This is a genomic window from Mycobacteriales bacterium (genome assembly GCA_035995165.1).
Taxonomy (GTDB): domain Bacteria; phylum Actinomycetota; class Actinomycetes; order Mycobacteriales; family CADCTP01; genus CADCTP01.
The window spans coordinates 1-13,790 of record DASYKU010000039.1 but is presented as its reverse complement, the minus strand read 5'-3'; the positions used below and the strand labels follow the sequence as shown (position 1 = coordinate 13,790).

At 72.6% G+C, this 13,790-nt stretch carries 15 protein-coding genes and 1 pseudogene; 11 read left to right on the top strand and 5 right to left on the bottom strand.

Annotated features, from left to right (window positions below; genetic code table 11):
- From VGP36_06630 to VGP36_06615, 4 genes are all read left to right on the top strand, one after another.
- A partial coding sequence (locus tag VGP36_06630) for a rhamnose isomerase (protein ID HEV7654398.1) occupies positions 1-623 on the top strand: 623 nt, incomplete at its 5' end.
- Positions 624-629: 6 nt separating this feature from the next.
- Positions 630-2,660: a bifunctional aldolase/short-chain dehydrogenase gene (locus tag VGP36_06625; GenBank protein HEV7654397.1), complete on the top strand. Its 2,031-nt coding sequence runs from the start codon at positions 630-632 to the stop codon at positions 2,658-2,660.
- Entirely contained in the window at positions 2,657-4,066 is a 1,410-nt protein-coding gene (locus tag VGP36_06620) for a rhamnulokinase family protein (GenBank protein ID HEV7654396.1), read from the top strand. Before VGP36_06625 ends, VGP36_06620 begins: the two co-directional genes overlap by 4 nt.
- A 23-nt stretch (positions 4,067-4,089) precedes the next feature.
- Positions 4,090-5,277 (top strand): MFS transporter, encoded by a 1,188-nt coding sequence (locus VGP36_06615; GenBank protein ID HEV7654395.1) that lies wholly within the window; start codon positions 4,090-4,092, stop codon positions 5,275-5,277.
- Positions 5,278-5,310: 33 nt separating this feature from the next.
- Here the strand turns inward: VGP36_06615 and VGP36_06610 are convergent.
- From VGP36_06610 to VGP36_06595, 4 genes and pseudogenes are all read right to left on the bottom strand, one after another.
- A pseudogene (locus VGP36_06610) lies at positions 5,311-5,553 on the bottom strand (GNAT family N-acetyltransferase).
- Positions 5,554-5,611: 58 nt separating this feature from the next.
- Positions 5,612-5,965, bottom strand: a complete 354-nt coding sequence (locus VGP36_06605) for a VOC family protein (GenBank protein ID HEV7654394.1) — start codon at positions 5,963-5,965, stop codon at positions 5,612-5,614.
- Between the two features lie 148 nt (positions 5,966-6,113).
- Positions 6,114-7,088: a 2-dehydropantoate 2-reductase gene (locus tag VGP36_06600; protein ID HEV7654393.1), complete on the bottom strand. Its 975-nt coding sequence runs from the start codon at positions 7,086-7,088 to the stop codon at positions 6,114-6,116.
- Positions 7,085-8,599, bottom strand: a complete 1,515-nt coding sequence (locus tag VGP36_06595) for an AMP-binding protein (protein HEV7654392.1) — start codon at positions 8,597-8,599, stop codon at positions 7,085-7,087. The genes VGP36_06600 and VGP36_06595 overlap by 4 nt, the downstream gene beginning before the upstream one ends.
- Before the next feature lie 143 nt (positions 8,600-8,742).
- Between VGP36_06595 and VGP36_06590 the strand changes: the two genes are divergently transcribed.
- The 7 genes from VGP36_06590 (at position 8,743) to VGP36_06560 (ending at position 13,244) form a co-directional block, all read left to right on the top strand.
- Entirely contained in the window at positions 8,743-9,198 is a 456-nt protein-coding gene (locus tag VGP36_06590) for a nuclear transport factor 2 family protein (GenBank protein ID HEV7654391.1), read from the top strand.
- A 112-nt stretch (positions 9,199-9,310) separates the two neighbouring features.
- Positions 9,311-9,643, top strand: coding sequence for an STAS domain-containing protein (locus VGP36_06585; GenBank protein ID HEV7654390.1), 333 nt, complete (start codon positions 9,311-9,313; stop codon positions 9,641-9,643).
- Between the two features lie 341 nt (positions 9,644-9,984).
- Positions 9,985-10,749: a SigB/SigF/SigG family RNA polymerase sigma factor gene (locus VGP36_06580; protein HEV7654389.1), complete on the top strand. Its 765-nt coding sequence runs from the start codon at positions 9,985-9,987 to the stop codon at positions 10,747-10,749.
- Positions 10,750-10,811: 62 nt separating this feature from the next.
- On the top strand, positions 10,812-11,516 hold the full coding sequence (locus tag VGP36_06575; GenBank protein ID HEV7654388.1) for a GAF and ANTAR domain-containing protein: 705 nt from the start codon (positions 10,812-10,814) through the stop codon (positions 11,514-11,516).
- A gap of 479 nt (positions 11,517-11,995) precedes the next feature.
- Positions 11,996-12,529, top strand: coding sequence for a hypothetical protein (locus tag VGP36_06570; protein HEV7654387.1), 534 nt, complete (start codon positions 11,996-11,998; stop codon positions 12,527-12,529).
- Entirely contained in the window at positions 12,526-12,780 is a 255-nt protein-coding gene (locus VGP36_06565) for a hypothetical protein (GenBank protein HEV7654386.1), read from the top strand. The genes VGP36_06570 and VGP36_06565 overlap by 4 nt, the downstream gene beginning before the upstream one ends.
- Positions 12,781-12,848: 68 nt before the next feature.
- Positions 12,849-13,244, top strand: a complete 396-nt coding sequence (locus VGP36_06560) for an ester cyclase (protein HEV7654385.1) — start codon at positions 12,849-12,851, stop codon at positions 13,242-13,244.
- Here VGP36_06560 and VGP36_06555 read toward each other — a convergent pair.
- On the bottom strand, positions 13,241-13,790 hold a 550-nt coding region (locus tag VGP36_06555; protein ID HEV7654384.1), incomplete at its 5' end, for a thiamine pyrophosphate-dependent enzyme. The two genes, VGP36_06560 and VGP36_06555, sit on opposite strands and share 4 nt — an antisense overlap.

Below are 13,790 nucleotides of genomic sequence, written 5' to 3'. Positions count from 1 at the left end.
TGTTCGAGCCGGCGTTCTACACCACCGACGTGCCGGACTGGGGCACCTCGTACGCGCACTGTCTCGAGCTGGGTGAGCGGGCCAAGGTCTGCGTCGACACCGGCCACCACGCGCCCGGCACGAACATCGAGTTCATCGTGGCCTTCCTGCTGCGGGCCGGGAAGCTCGGCGCGTTCGACTTCAACTCCCGCTTCTACGCCGACGACGACCTCATGGTCGGCGCGGCCGATCCCTTCCAGCTGTTCCGGATCCTCTGCGAGGTCCGGTGGGGCGATGGCTTCGAGGCCGCGACCGGGATCGCCTTCATGCTCGACCAGTGCCACAACATCGAGCCGAAGATCCCGGGCCAGATCCGGTCGGTGATGAACGTCCAGGAGGCCACGGCCAAGGCGCTGCTGGTCGACGAGGACGCGCTGGCGGCGGCGCAGCGGGCCGGGGACGTGCTCGGCGCGAACGGGGTGCTGATGGACGCGTACAACACCGATGTGCGGCCGCTGCTGGCCGACCTGCGGACCGACATGGGCCTGGATCCGGACCCGATGGCCGCGTACGCCGCGTCCGGCTACGCGGACCGGATCGTGGCCGAGCGGGTCGGCGGCCAGCAGGCCGGCTGGGGCGCCTGAGCCCTGATGTCCACTGTGGACGATCTGCTGCGGCGGAGCAACCGACTCGGCGCCGACCCGCGCAACACCAACTACGCGGGCGGCAACACCTCCGCCAAGAACACCGGCACCGACCCGGTCACCGGGCAGCCGGTGGAGCTGATGTGGGTCAAGGGGTCCGGCGGCGACCTGGGCACCCTCACCGAGGGCGGGCTCGCCGTGCTCCGGCTCGATCGGCTGCGGTCCCTGGTGGGTGTCTACCCCGGGGTGGAGCGCGAGGACGAGATGGTGACCGCGTTCGACTACTGCCTGCACGGCCGCGGCGGCGCCGCCCCGTCCATCGACACCGCGATGCACGGCCTGCTCGACGCGGACCACGTCGACCACCTGCACCCGGACTCGGGCATCGCGCTGGCCACGGCCGCCGACGGCGAGAAGCTGACCGCGGACTGCTTCGGCGACCGGGTGGTCTGGGTGCCGTGGCGGCGGCCGGGCTTCCAGCTCGGCCTGGACATCGCCGCGGTGAAGGAGGCCAACCCGCAGGCGATCGGCTGCGTGCTCGGCGGGCACGGCATCACGGCCTGGGGGTCGACCAGCGACGAGTGCGAGGCGAACTCGCTGGAGATCATCCGCACCGCACAGTCCTATCTGGACTCCCACGGCGTGGCGGAGCCGTTCGGCCCGGTCGTGCCCGGCCTGGAACCGCTGCCCGAGGTGGAGCGCCGCGCGCGGGCGGCGCAGCTGGCGCCGGTGCTGCGCGGGCTCGCCTCGACCGACCGGCCGCAGCTCGGCCACTTCACCGACACCGCCGGGGTGCTGGACTTCCTGAGCCGGGAGAGGCACCCGGCGCTCGCGGCGCTGGGCACGTCCTGCCCGGACCACTTCCTGCGGACCAAGGTCCGCCCGATGGTCCTCGACCTGCCGCCGACCGCGCCGCTGGAGGACACGGTCGCCCGACTGCGGGAGCTGCACACCGCGTACCGGGAGGACTACCGGACCTACTACGAGCGGCATGCGACCGCCGACTCGCCGCCGATGCGCGGGGCGGACCCGGCGATCGTGCTCGTCCCGGGCGTCGGCATGTTCTCCTACGGCGCGAACAAGCAGACCGCCCGCGTGGCCGGCGAGTTCTACGTCAACGCGATCAACGTCATGCACGGGGCCGAGGCCGTCTCGGCGTACGCGCCGATTCCCGAGTCGGAGAAGTTCCGCATCGAATACTGGGCGCTCGAAGAGGCCAAGCTCGCCCGGATGCCGCGGCCCAAGCCGCTGGCCGGCCGGATCGCCCTGGTCACCGGCGCGGCCTCCGGCATCGGGAAGGCGATCGCCGAGCGGCTCGGCGCCGAGGGCGCCTGCGTCGTCGTCGCCGACCTCGACGGGGCCACGGCGGCCGAGGTGGCGGCGACGATCGGGTCGGCCGACGCGGCCGTCGGCATCGCCGCCGACGTCACCGACGCGGGCCAGGTCGCGGCCGCGTTCGCGGCGGCGGCGCTGGCCTTCGGCGGCGTCGACCTGGTCGTCAACAACGCCGGCCTGTCCATCTCCAAGCCGCTGCTGGAGACCACGGAGCGGGACTGGGACCTGCAGCACGACGTCATGGCCAAGGGCTCCTTCCTGGTCTCCCGCGAGGCCGCCCGGGTCATGACCGCCCAGCAGCTGGGCGGCGACATCGTCTACATCTCTTCGAAGAACTCGCTGTTCGCCGGGCCCAACAACATCGCGTACGGGGCGGCCAAGGCCGATCAGGCCCACCAGGTGCGGCTGCTCGCGGCCGAGCTCGGCGGCCAGGGCATCCGGGTCAACGGAATCAACCCGGACGGGGTCGTGCGCGGGTCGGGCATCTTCGCCGGCGGCTGGGGCGCCAAGCGGGCCGAGGTCTACGGCGTCCCGGAGGAGAAGCTCGGCGAGTACTACGCGCAGCGGACCCTGCTCAAGCGGGAGGTCCTGCCCGAGCACGTCGCGGCCGCGGTCTTCGCCCTCACCGGAGGGGACCTGTCCCAGACCACCGGCCTGCACGTCCCGGTGGACTCCGGGGTCGCGGCCGCCTTCCTGCGATGACCGCGTTCGCCGCGGTCGACCTCGGCGCCTCCAGCGGCCGGGTCGTCCTCGGCCGGGTCGGCCCCGGCTCGCTCGAGATGAGGGAGGTGGCCCGGTTCCGCAACGGCGCGGTCCGGCTGCCGGACGGGCTCTACTGGGACGTGCTCGGCCTCCACACCGACGTCCTGGACGGGATCCGGGCGGCGGAGCGGCGTTCCGGCGGGCTCACCGGGGTGGCGATCGACTCGTGGGCGGTGGACTACGGGCTGCTCGACGCCGGCGGGACGCTGCGCGGCAACCCCCGGCACTACCGCGACCCCCGCACCGACCCGGTCATCGCCGCTGTCGGGGGCAGGATCGACCCGCGACGGCAGTACGAGATCACCGGACTGCAGTTCCTCCCGTTCAACACCCTCTACCAGCTCGCGGCCGAGCCGGAGCTGGTCGCCGGCGACCAGGTCCTGCTGATCCCGGACCTGCTCGGCTACTGGCTGACCGGCGTCCGGGCGGCGGAGGAGACCAACGCGTCCACCACCGGGCTGATGGACGCCCGGACCGGCCGGTGGTCGCCCGAGGTCACCGCGGCGCTGGGGCTGCCGGCCGGGCTGCTGCCCGACATCGTCCCCGCGGGCCGGCTGCTCGGCGAGCTGACCGGGCCGGTGCTCGGCGAGCTCGGCATCGACCATCCACTGGCCCTGTCCACCGTCGGCTCGCACGACACCGCCTCGGCGGTGGTCGGCGTACCGGCGGAGGGGTCGCGGTTCGGCTACATCTCCTGCGGCACCTGGGGTCTGGTCGGCGTCGAGCTCGACGCCCCGGTGCTCACCGAGGACAGCCGCCGGGCCAACTTCACCAACGAGCGCGGCGTCGACGCCACGATCCGCTACCTCCGTAACGTGATGGGCCTCTGGCTGCTGTCGGAGTCGATGCGTACCTGGACCCTGCGCGGTCTCGACCTCGGGCTCGAGGAGGTGCTCGCCGCCGCCGCCGCGCTTCCCGGTGGCGGTCCGCGCATCGACCCGGACGACCCGGCCTTCCTCTCGCCCGGCGACATGCCGGCCCGGATCGCCGACGCCGGCCGGGCCGCGGGACGGCCCGTCGACGCCACCGATCCCCCGGCCGTGGTGCGCTGCATCCTGGACAGCCTGGCCGCGGCGTTCGCGGCCGCGATCCTCCAGGCCGAGGAGCTGTCCGGACAGCCGGTCGACGTCCTGCACCTGGTCGGCGGCGGCTCCCAGAACGCGCTGCTCTGCCAGCTCACCGCGGACATCGCCGGCAAGCCGGTCGTCGCCGGCCCGGTCGAGGCCACGGCACTGGGCAACCTGCTCGTCCAGGCCCGGACGCACGGGGTGATCGGCGGCGACCTCCCGGCGTTGCGGGCCCGGATCCGGGCGACGACCCGACTCGACCGGTACGAACCGCGCTGAGTGCCGGTTCTTAAGGTGGGGCGGTGACGGGAACCGCTGAACGGACGCAGAGCCTGCCCGCGATGGTCGCCATCGCGTCGATCATCTCGGTGGCCTTCGCCGGCAGCGTGGTCGTCACGCCGCTGTATTCGCTCTACCAGCAGAAGTTCGGATTCTCCGAGATCACGCTGACGCTCGTCTACGCCGTGTACGTCGTCGGCAACGTCATCGCGCTGCTCCTGCTCGGCCAGGTCTCGGACCAGATCGGGCGCAAGCGCGTCGCGATGCCGGCCCTGGTGCTGGCCGCGCTCAGCGCGCTGCTGTTCCTGCTGGCCACCGGCACGACGTTCCTGTTCCTGGCCCGGCTGCTGATCGGTCTGGCCGTCGGCGTCGCATCGGGCACCGGCACCGCCTGGCTCGCCGACGAGTTCGGCCCGGCGAACCGGTCGACGGCGACGGTCTCGGCGGCGGCCGCGAACCTCGGCGGCATCGCCCTGGGTCCGCTGCTCGGCGGCCTGCTCGCCGAGTACGCGCCCTGGCCGCTCGAACTGCCGTTCATCGTCTACATCGCGATCCTGGCCGTCGTCGCGATCGCCCTCTCCCCCGTCTCCGGCTCCCGCCCGGCCGGGGTGGCGAGCGTGAAGGACGTCCGCGTCCGCCCGCGGGTCGGGGTGCCGCGCGAGCTCTACGGCGCCTTCGCCGCGCCGGCCGTCACCGGGTTCGTCACGTTCGCGCTCGGCGGCCTGTACTTCGCGCTCATCCCCGGCGTCGTCATCAGGGACCTGCACAACACGAACCTCGCCGTCGGTGGCGCCGTCGTGTCCGAGCTGGCGGCGATCGCGGCCGCGGTCATCGTGCTGGGGCGGCGGCTGAGCCCGGCGGTGGCGATGACGTCCGGGCTCGTGCTGCTGCTGCCGGCCGTCGGGCTCGTGGTGGCCGCGCAGGCCGCCGGCTCGATGGTCCTGCTGCTGATCGCCACCGCGGTGGGCGGCGTCACGATGGCCCTCGGCTACCGGGGCAGCCTGCAGGTGGTCAACGAGATAGCGCCGGACGACCGCCGGGCGGAGGTCACCTCCAGCTACTTCATCGCCTGCTTCGTCGGCAACTCGGTGCCGGTCATCGGCCTCGGGGTGCTGAGCACGCTGACGCAGCCGCTGACCGGCACCATCGTGTTCGCCGGCACGATCGCCGCGCTGTCCGGCACCGCCCTCGTCTGGCGCCGGGCCATCTAGCGGGCACCGGCCTTGATCGGCCTGACCACGGTCGCGGGTGTAGAGCAGGTCGAAGCCGCGACGCTGGGCATTCTGCTGGGACCTCGACCCCGGCTGGGTGGTGATGACGGCGACCTCGCACCCGGCCGCGGCGGCGTCGACCAGCCGCGCCGACAGCAGCGCGGTCTGCACCCCCCGGCGCCGGTGCTCCGGCGCGGTCGCCGCACCCGCGAACTGGGCGACCCCGCCGTCGACGCGGAGCTCCGCCCCACCCGCGAACACGCCGTCGCGCTGCCAGAACGTCTGCGTCGCCGGAGACGGCGGTCTTACCGGCGGCCCGCGGCTGAGGCGCGGGTCAGGCGGGCTGCCACAGCTCGACCCGGTTGCCCTCGGGGTCGGTGACCCAGCCGAATCGACCGACCCCCTCCATGTCCTGCGGCTCGTCGGCGACGTCCGCTCCCCGGGCGCGCAACTGCGCGAGCATCGCGTCCAGATCGCGGACCCGGAAGTTGAGCATCGTCTGCTGGGTCGGGGACCCGAAGTAGCCGGTCCCGGACTCGAACGTCGCGAACACCGTCGGCCCGTCCCCCTGCTGCCACAGGCCGTTCTCGTCGGCGTCCAGGCCGAGCGAGTCCCGGTACCACGCGCCCAGGGCCGTCGGGTCTGCGGCCCGCAGGAAGTACCCACCGATTCCCACCACTCGTTCCATGCCGCCAGCCTGCCAGGACGGCGATCAGCGGGCGTGCGGCAGGCCGGTCACGGCTTTCTCGTCGCGGCCCGGCGTGACCGCGCTGAGCGCAGCTCGCAGCCGGCGACCCCACGGTCGCGCTGGAACGCTTCCGGCGGCGTTCACCGCCTCACGCGGCGCGGTTGCGTAGGTCCAGCAGCCTCGCGCAGGCGTGCACCGCCCGGACGTGTGGCACCTCGACGCCGAGCCGGCCGGCGAGCTCGGCCACCGCGCCGGTCATGCAGTCCAGCTCCAGGCGCTTGCCCGCCCGCAGGTCCTGCAGCATCGAGGTGTTGTGGTCACCGACCGCGAGCCCGGCCTCGAGCCGCCGGTCGAGCGAGACCGGGAACCGGATCTCCAGCCGGTCGGCCACCGCCGCGCACTCGGCGAAGATCGCCTTGAGCAGCTCGCGCATCTCCGGCAGGTCGCCGAGCTGGCCGAGGGTCGCGCCGGTGAGCGCGGTGATCGGGTTGAACGCGACGTTGCCGACGAGCTTGAGCCAGATCTGGTCGCGCAGCCGCGACTCGACCGGCGCCCGCAGCCCACCGGCCACGAACGCGGCGGAGAGCTCCTGACAGCGCTCGCTCGGCGACCCGTCCGGCTCGCCGAGGGTGAACCTGGTTCCCTCGATGTGCCGGACGACGCCGGGCTCGATGATCTCGGTGGAGCAATAGACCACGCACCCGACGTTGTGCGACGGCCGGATCGCGCCGCTGATCACCCCGGCCGGGTCCACGCTCTGCAGCACCGGACCGCCCGGAGGCTCCGGCAGCGACTGGAAATACCACCAGGGGATGCCGTTCTGCGCCCAGACCACCGCCGCATCCGGGGCGAGCAGCTTGCCGAGCTGCCCCGCGACCTCCGGCAGGCTGTACGCCTTCAACGCGACGAACACGACGTCCGCGTCGGACAGCGCGGCCCAGTCGTCGGTCGCCGAAGGATGTGCGGTGAAGTCCCCGCGCGGGGAGCGGACCTGCACGCCGCGCTCCCGCATCGCGGCCAGGTGCGGGCCGCGGGCGATCAGCGTCACGTCCGCGCCGCCGCGGGCCAATGCCGCCCCGACGTACGCGCCGATGGCGCCGGCACCGAGAACCGCGACCCTCATTCCGCCGCCTGTCGGCTCTCCACGAACTCGCCGACCCGGCGGCGCTGCACCTTGCCGGTCGCCGTACGGGGGATCTCCGGCAGCACGTGGATCACGGCGGGAACCTTGAACGCGGCGAGCCGCTCGCGGCAGAAACGGATCAGCTCGCGCGGTTCCACGTCTCCGGTGAGGGTGACCGCCGCGGCCGGCACCTCGCCGTACTTGTCGTCGGGGACGCCGAAGCAGACCGCGTCCGTCACCGCCGGGTGGGCCAGCAGGGCCTGCTCGATCTCGGCCGGCCCGATGTTCTCGCCGCCGCGGATGATCATCTCCTTGATCCGGCCCTCCAGGTGGAGGTAGCCGTCCCGCAGGACGCCGCGGTCGCCGGTACGGAACCAGTCGCCGAAGAACGCCTCGGCCGTCGCCGCGGGGTTGTTCACGTACCCGGACATCACGCCGGGGCCGCGGATGACGACCTCGCCGGCCTCGCCCGCGGGCAGCAGAGTGCCGCTGGTGCCGGCGATGCCGATCTCGGCGCCGGCCGGCACGCCGACCGAACCGGGCACCCGCTCCCCGGGCGGCAGCGGGTTGGCGGCCATCTGGTGGCTGGCCTCGGTCATCCCGTACGACTCCAGCATCGGCACCCCGTAACTGCCCTCGGCCCGGTGCAGCAGCTCGGGCGCGAGCGCCGAGCTGCACGACCGTACGAACCGCAGGGTGTCCGGGGCGCCGTCGGCGTCGATCTTGTCCAGCAGCATCTGGTGCAGCGTCGGCCCGGCCGACAGCCAGGTCGTCCCGGACTCGCGGGCCTGCCGCCAGAACCGCTGGGGGGTGAGCCGGCGCGGGGACACCACGGTCCCCCCGGCGGCCAGGGCCGCGAACGTCGACGCGATCAGCCCGTGCACGTGGAACAGCGGCATCACGCAGAAGGACACGTCGTCGGGACCGAGCCGGAAGTGGTCGGCGACGCTCCTGGTGGAGGCCATCAGGTTGCGGTGCAGCAGCGGCACCTGCTTCGGCCGGCTGGTGGTGCCGCTGGTGTGCAGGACGATCGCGACGTCGTCGGGTGTGCCGCGCTCGAACGCGGCCCGCCCGGTCACCGGCTCTCCGTCGCGGATCAGGTCCGGCGGTCCATCGGCGGCGTCGGCGACACCCAGCACGGCGGTGCCGGTGCCGGCGGCGGCAGCCGCGGCGGCCGCGGGCCGGCTGGCCGGCATCAGCAGCAGCCGGGGGGCCACGTCCTGGAGGTAGAACGTGTTCTCGGTCTCGGTGTACGCCGGGTTGAGCGGCGCCGCCGCCGCGCCGAGGAGGGTGACGGCGAGCAGCAGCTGGACGAAGTCGGGGCTGTTGGGCAGCGTCAGCGCCACCCGGTCGCCCCGCCGGACCCCGGCCGCGGCCAGCCGGCCGGCGAGGGTCTCGATCCGCTCGGCCATCTCCGCGTAGCTGACGACCTGCCCGTCCTCGGGGACGACGAACGCGGCGTGCCCCGGCTGACCGCCGCCGAGCAGCGCGTGCAGTGCCTCGCCGGCCATCGGCTACCTCCGCATCGTCGCGTGGATCGGCCTCGGCGATCCTACCTCCGCGTCATGGAACGGGAGATTTCCGGCGCGGGATCGTCACCGCGCCGAGCTACGGTGAGGTGGGTTCGCCGAGCCGATCCGGGAGCGCTGGCACGATGACCAAAGGCGTGCAGGACCGGATGGTCGAGGTCGAACGGATCCGCGACGCGTTCCACTCGGCGATCTACGCCGCCTCCGACGTGGACGCGGCCGCGGCGCTGGCCACCGAGGACGTCGCCCTCGTGAACCACCCGACCGGCAGCGGTGCCACCGGCGTGGACGAGCTGCGCCGGTACCTCCGCGAGGACGTGCTGCCCCACCTGCCGCCCGACCTCGAGTTCCGCCGGGTCTCGAGAACGGGTGACCGGTGGCGGGTCGCGCAGGAGGACATGGTCAGCTTCACCCACGACCGCGAGCTGCCCTGGCTGCTTCCCGGCGTCGCCCCGACCGGCCGGACCGTCGAGGTGCTCGCGGTGTCGGTGGTCGTCGTACGCCGATCGGCGGTCGAGAGACACCGGACGCTGTGGGACATGACGACCCTGCTCGCGCACCTGAAGGTCGAGCACGTCTGAGCCGGGGCGGGCCCCGCAATGTGAGTGTCGCGGCCGGCGCCAGGGGGGTATTACCCGTATCGGTGAGTCCGCGGCAGCCATGCTTCGTGCCCCTCGCTCGGACGGAAAGACCGTGAACTTCTCGACAGCCAGTCGTGACCACGCCGGTCACACCGTGCTCTCGGTGTCCGGCGAGGTCGACATCCACACCTCCCCGATGCTCCGGCTCGCCCTCGCCGACCTCACCGGACCGGAGCGGCGCCTGATCGTCGATCTCGGCGACGTCCAGTTCCTCGACTCTTCCGGGCTCGGAGCGCTCGTCGAGGGTCTGAACCGCGCGAAGGACATGGACGGCGACCTGTCGTTGGTGTGTCCGGCCGGCCCCATGCTCAAGCTGCTCCGGATCACCGGCTTGGACCAGGTCTTCGTCCTGTACGCCACGATCGAGGACGCGGTCACGGGTTGAGGACGCGGTGCGGCCGGACGGCGGCCGCGAGCTCCGTGGCGCGGGCGGGGACGCTCCGGCCGAGCAGGTCCTCGACGCCGTGGATCCGGTGGGCGATCGTCCGTCGCTGACGTGCAGCATCGCCGCGGTAGCGGCCGCACCCGGCACCGGCTCGAACACGGACGTGGCGGGCCGTCACCGCAGCTGTCGGCTCAGCTGGCGCGCACCCTACTGGGCGGCTGGTCGGCACCCGCCCCGGCACCCGTCTGTCCACGCTCGTGGACATGTCGTACGGGCCGAACCGGCGCTAGTCTGTCGATGGTTGAGCAGCCAGCCGCTGTGGAGCCGCGCCCGGAGCCGCTGTGTCGACTGCCACTGACTCTTCCGACGACCGCGCGGCGACCCTGGCGCGGTTCGCCCGGCTGGCGGTGCTGCCGGAGTGCGACCCCGAGCGCCACCGGCTGCGGGAGCAGCTCATCGAGCAGCACCTGCCGCTGGTCCGCTTCTTCGCCCGCCGCTACGCCGGCCGCGGTGAGCCCCTGGACGACCTGGTCCAGGCCGGTTCGATCGGGCTGGTCAACGCCGTGGACCGGTTCGATCCGGCCCGCGGTGTGGCGTTCTCCACGTACGCCGCACCGACGATCGTCGGCGAGATCCGGCGGCACTTCCGGGACCGCACCTGGGCGGTGCACGTGCAGCGCCGCCTGCAGGAGCGCGCGGCCGAGATGATCCGTTGCGCCGGCGAGCTCGCGCAGGAGCTCAACCGGGCCCCGAACCTGGCGGAGCTCGCGGCCCGCTCCGGCCACACCCAGGAGGAGGTCCTGGAGGCCTTGGACGTCTCCACCGCATACACGACCGACTCGCTGGAAGCACCGGCCGGCACGGACCGCACCGTCGGCGAATGCATCGGCAGCGAGGATCGAGCCCTCGCCGACGTCGACCTGCACGAGTCCCTCGCCCCGGCCCTGGCGACCCTGCCCGAGCGGGAACAGCGCATCCTGCAGCTGCGCTTCTACGGCAACCAGAGCCAGTCGCAGATCGCCGGCCAGCTCGGCATCTCCCAGATGCACGTCTCCCGGCTGCTCACCCGAACCCTCGGCCGGCTGCGCGAGCAACTCGCGGACTGACGCTCCCGTACGAGTAGGGCGCGAGGAGGAATCCACCGGCGAACACGGGGTACACGGCGCGCATGGAGCCGCTACCCGAGGTCCGGGCCGGGGCCGAACGCCTGGCCAGCCTGACCGGCATCGACATCCTGGAGAGCCTCGACGCCCTGACGACGCGGGCGGTGTCGGTGATCCCGAGCTGCGTCGGCGTGAGCCTCACGGTCATCGTGGACGGTCATCCGTTCACGGTCACCGCCAGCTCCGACGACAGTGCCCTCCTCGACGCCGCCCAGTACCTGGACGGCGGCCCCTGCGTCGAGACGGCCCGGACGGGAGTGGCGGCCGCGGTCCCCGACGTCCTCGACGAGCGCCGGTGGCAGACCTACGGCCAGGCGGCGGCCGCGCTGGGCGTCCGGTCCTCGCTGTCCCTGCCGATCTGGGGCGAGGAGGGTCAGACACCCGGGGCGATGAACTTCTACGCCGCCGACCCGGAAGCCTTCGACGACAGCGCCTCCGCACTGGCCGCGGAGTTTCAGGTGCCGGCGGAACACCTCGTCGCCAACGCCGACCTGTCGTTCATGACCAGACAGTTCGCTCGCGAGCTGCCCCAGCGTCTCGAGGCCAAGGAAAGCATCGACACCGCCGTCGCCGTGCTGATGCAGCAGCACGGCTGGCACGCCGAGCAGAGCAGGACCTGGCTGCGGACAGCGGCGACCCGCGCCGGCACGACCGAGGACGAGGTCGCCACCCTCCTGCTCTCCCTCCACCAGGATCCCCCGGGGGAGTAGGCCGTCAGGTCGTCGATCGCCGGCGGTCGGCGTTTCGTCGGCGGGCCCGGCTGACGAGGGTGATGTCGGGGACGCCGGTGTCGCCGACATCGATACGTCGCCATCAGCACCCGGCCTCGGATCGGTCGCGGCCAGCGTCCGGAACCGGCCGTCGCGCCCCTCGGTGATCGACGCCCATTCGGAGGCGGGGATCCGCAGCACCGCCGTCCTGGCCGATCCTGGCGCATCCGTTCCCGCCCGGACCGCCACTGGCTAAAGTTGTCCGCCGGCTGGTAGGCCGGTACGGAAGGACATCGAGGGTCGATCGAATGGATCTACGTCAGCAATGGGCGACACTCCTGCATGTCGCCGCAGCAGCGCAATCGGTCGCCGAGCGGGAGGCGGCCCTCGCCCTCGCGATGGGACTCGCCCCGAGCGTGACCCCGGCCGCGGTCGGATGCAGTGTCACGGAACGAACAGGCCTCGTCCATCGCACCGCGGTGTCCTTCAACGCCATGTCGACCGCCCTGGACGAGGCCCAGTACGAGGCTCAGGCCGGCCCCTGCCTGACGGCCGCCGACCGCGGCGTCGTCGAACGGGTCGACTCCTTCCCCGGCGACCCGGGATACCGGCACTATGCCGCCGTGGCCGTCGCCCACGGCGTGGCGAGCTCGGTGTCCATCCCGGTGCCGGACCCCCGCTGGCCGGCCGCCCTCAACCTGTACGCGTCCGCGCCCGATGCGTTCGGATCGGAGCACGCCATGGCGGTCGCGACCTTGCTGGCCCGATGCATAGCCAGCCTGTCCCCCGGGTTCACGATGGCCGTGCCGATCGGCGACGCCGGCGATCTCGGGCGCGTCCGCTCCCGCCGTACCCGGATGGAACACGTCCTGCATGAGCTGATGGACTCCGGGCGGCTGAGCCGGGCGGAGGCCTTCGCGGTCCTCGCCCGCCGGTCCGGCGTCGAGAACCGCAGCATTCACACGCTCGTCGACGACCTGTTCGGCGGATCCGACCGTACGGTGGTCTCGTGACCTTCGAGGAACCGGGAATGGATCTGCAGCAGGGGATGTCGCGTTCCGGCATGCACTACGACGAGCTCTGGCTCGAGCAGGTGGCGCTCGGCGGTTCGGCCGGCCGGCTCGAGGTCGAGGCCTATGTGCTCGGCCTGCTCACCGCCGATCCCTACCAGCACGACCTGCTGGCCCAGGCCCTCAACGAACGCTTCCTCGAACACGATCAGGACCACCCCGTCGAGTACTGGATTGCGGCCGCGACCGAGTGAGCCGTCCACAGTGCGGCCCGCCCCATCCGTGCGGTTGGGGCGGCCCCGTGGCGGGCACTCTGGACGGCATGCCGGATCGCGCGGAGCTCGACGCCTTCTACCGCCGCTACAACGGGCTGTGCAACGAGCACGACTTCGACCGGCTCGGCGAGTTCGTGGCCGAGGACGTCCGGGTCGACGGCGAGGCCCGCGGCCTTGCCGGCTACACCGACGCCCTCCGCGAGGTCGTCCGCGCGTTCCCCGACTACCGCTGGGATCTGCGCCAGCTGCTCGTCGACGGCGACTGGATCGCCGCCCACTTCATCGACACCGGAACCCATCGCGACGTCGTCGCGGGCATACCCGCGACCGGCCGCGTCGTCCGCACCCAGGAGTTCGCGTTCTACCGCGTCGAGGACGGGAAGATCGCCGAGGTCTGGGGCACCGCCGACGACCTGCTGCTGCTCCGCCAGCTGCAGGACTAGCTCCGCAGCTGGTTGATCTTGTCGCGGGCGACCGTGGCGAGGGTGGCCACCTTGTTGGGCTCGCCGCGCAGGAATGCCTCGGTGAACTTCTTGGCCTGCTCGTACTCGACCTTGCCCGGCATCGGCGGCTCGTTCGCGTTGACCGTGCAGTCGACCAGCGCCGGCCCGGGATGGGCGAGGGCGCCGCGGACCGCGGCCTCCAGCGCGCCGGGCTCGGTCACCTTCACGCCGTACGCGCCGCAGCTGCGGGCCCAGGCCGCGAAGTCCGCCTCCGGCGCCTCGTGCCGTACGGCGAACTCCGGATAGCCGAGCACGATCTGCTCCCAGCGGATCTGCCCGTAGCCGTTGTTGTTGTCGATGATCACCTTCACCGGCAGCTGGTACCGGACCGCGGTGAGGAAGTCGGCCATGAGCATCGCGAAACCGCCGTCCCCGACGAACGCGATCACCTGCCGGCCCGGGTACGCATGCTGGATGCCGATCGCGTACGGCATACCGGGCGCCATCGAGGCCAGGTTGCCGGACAGGTAGAACTCCCGTCCGCCG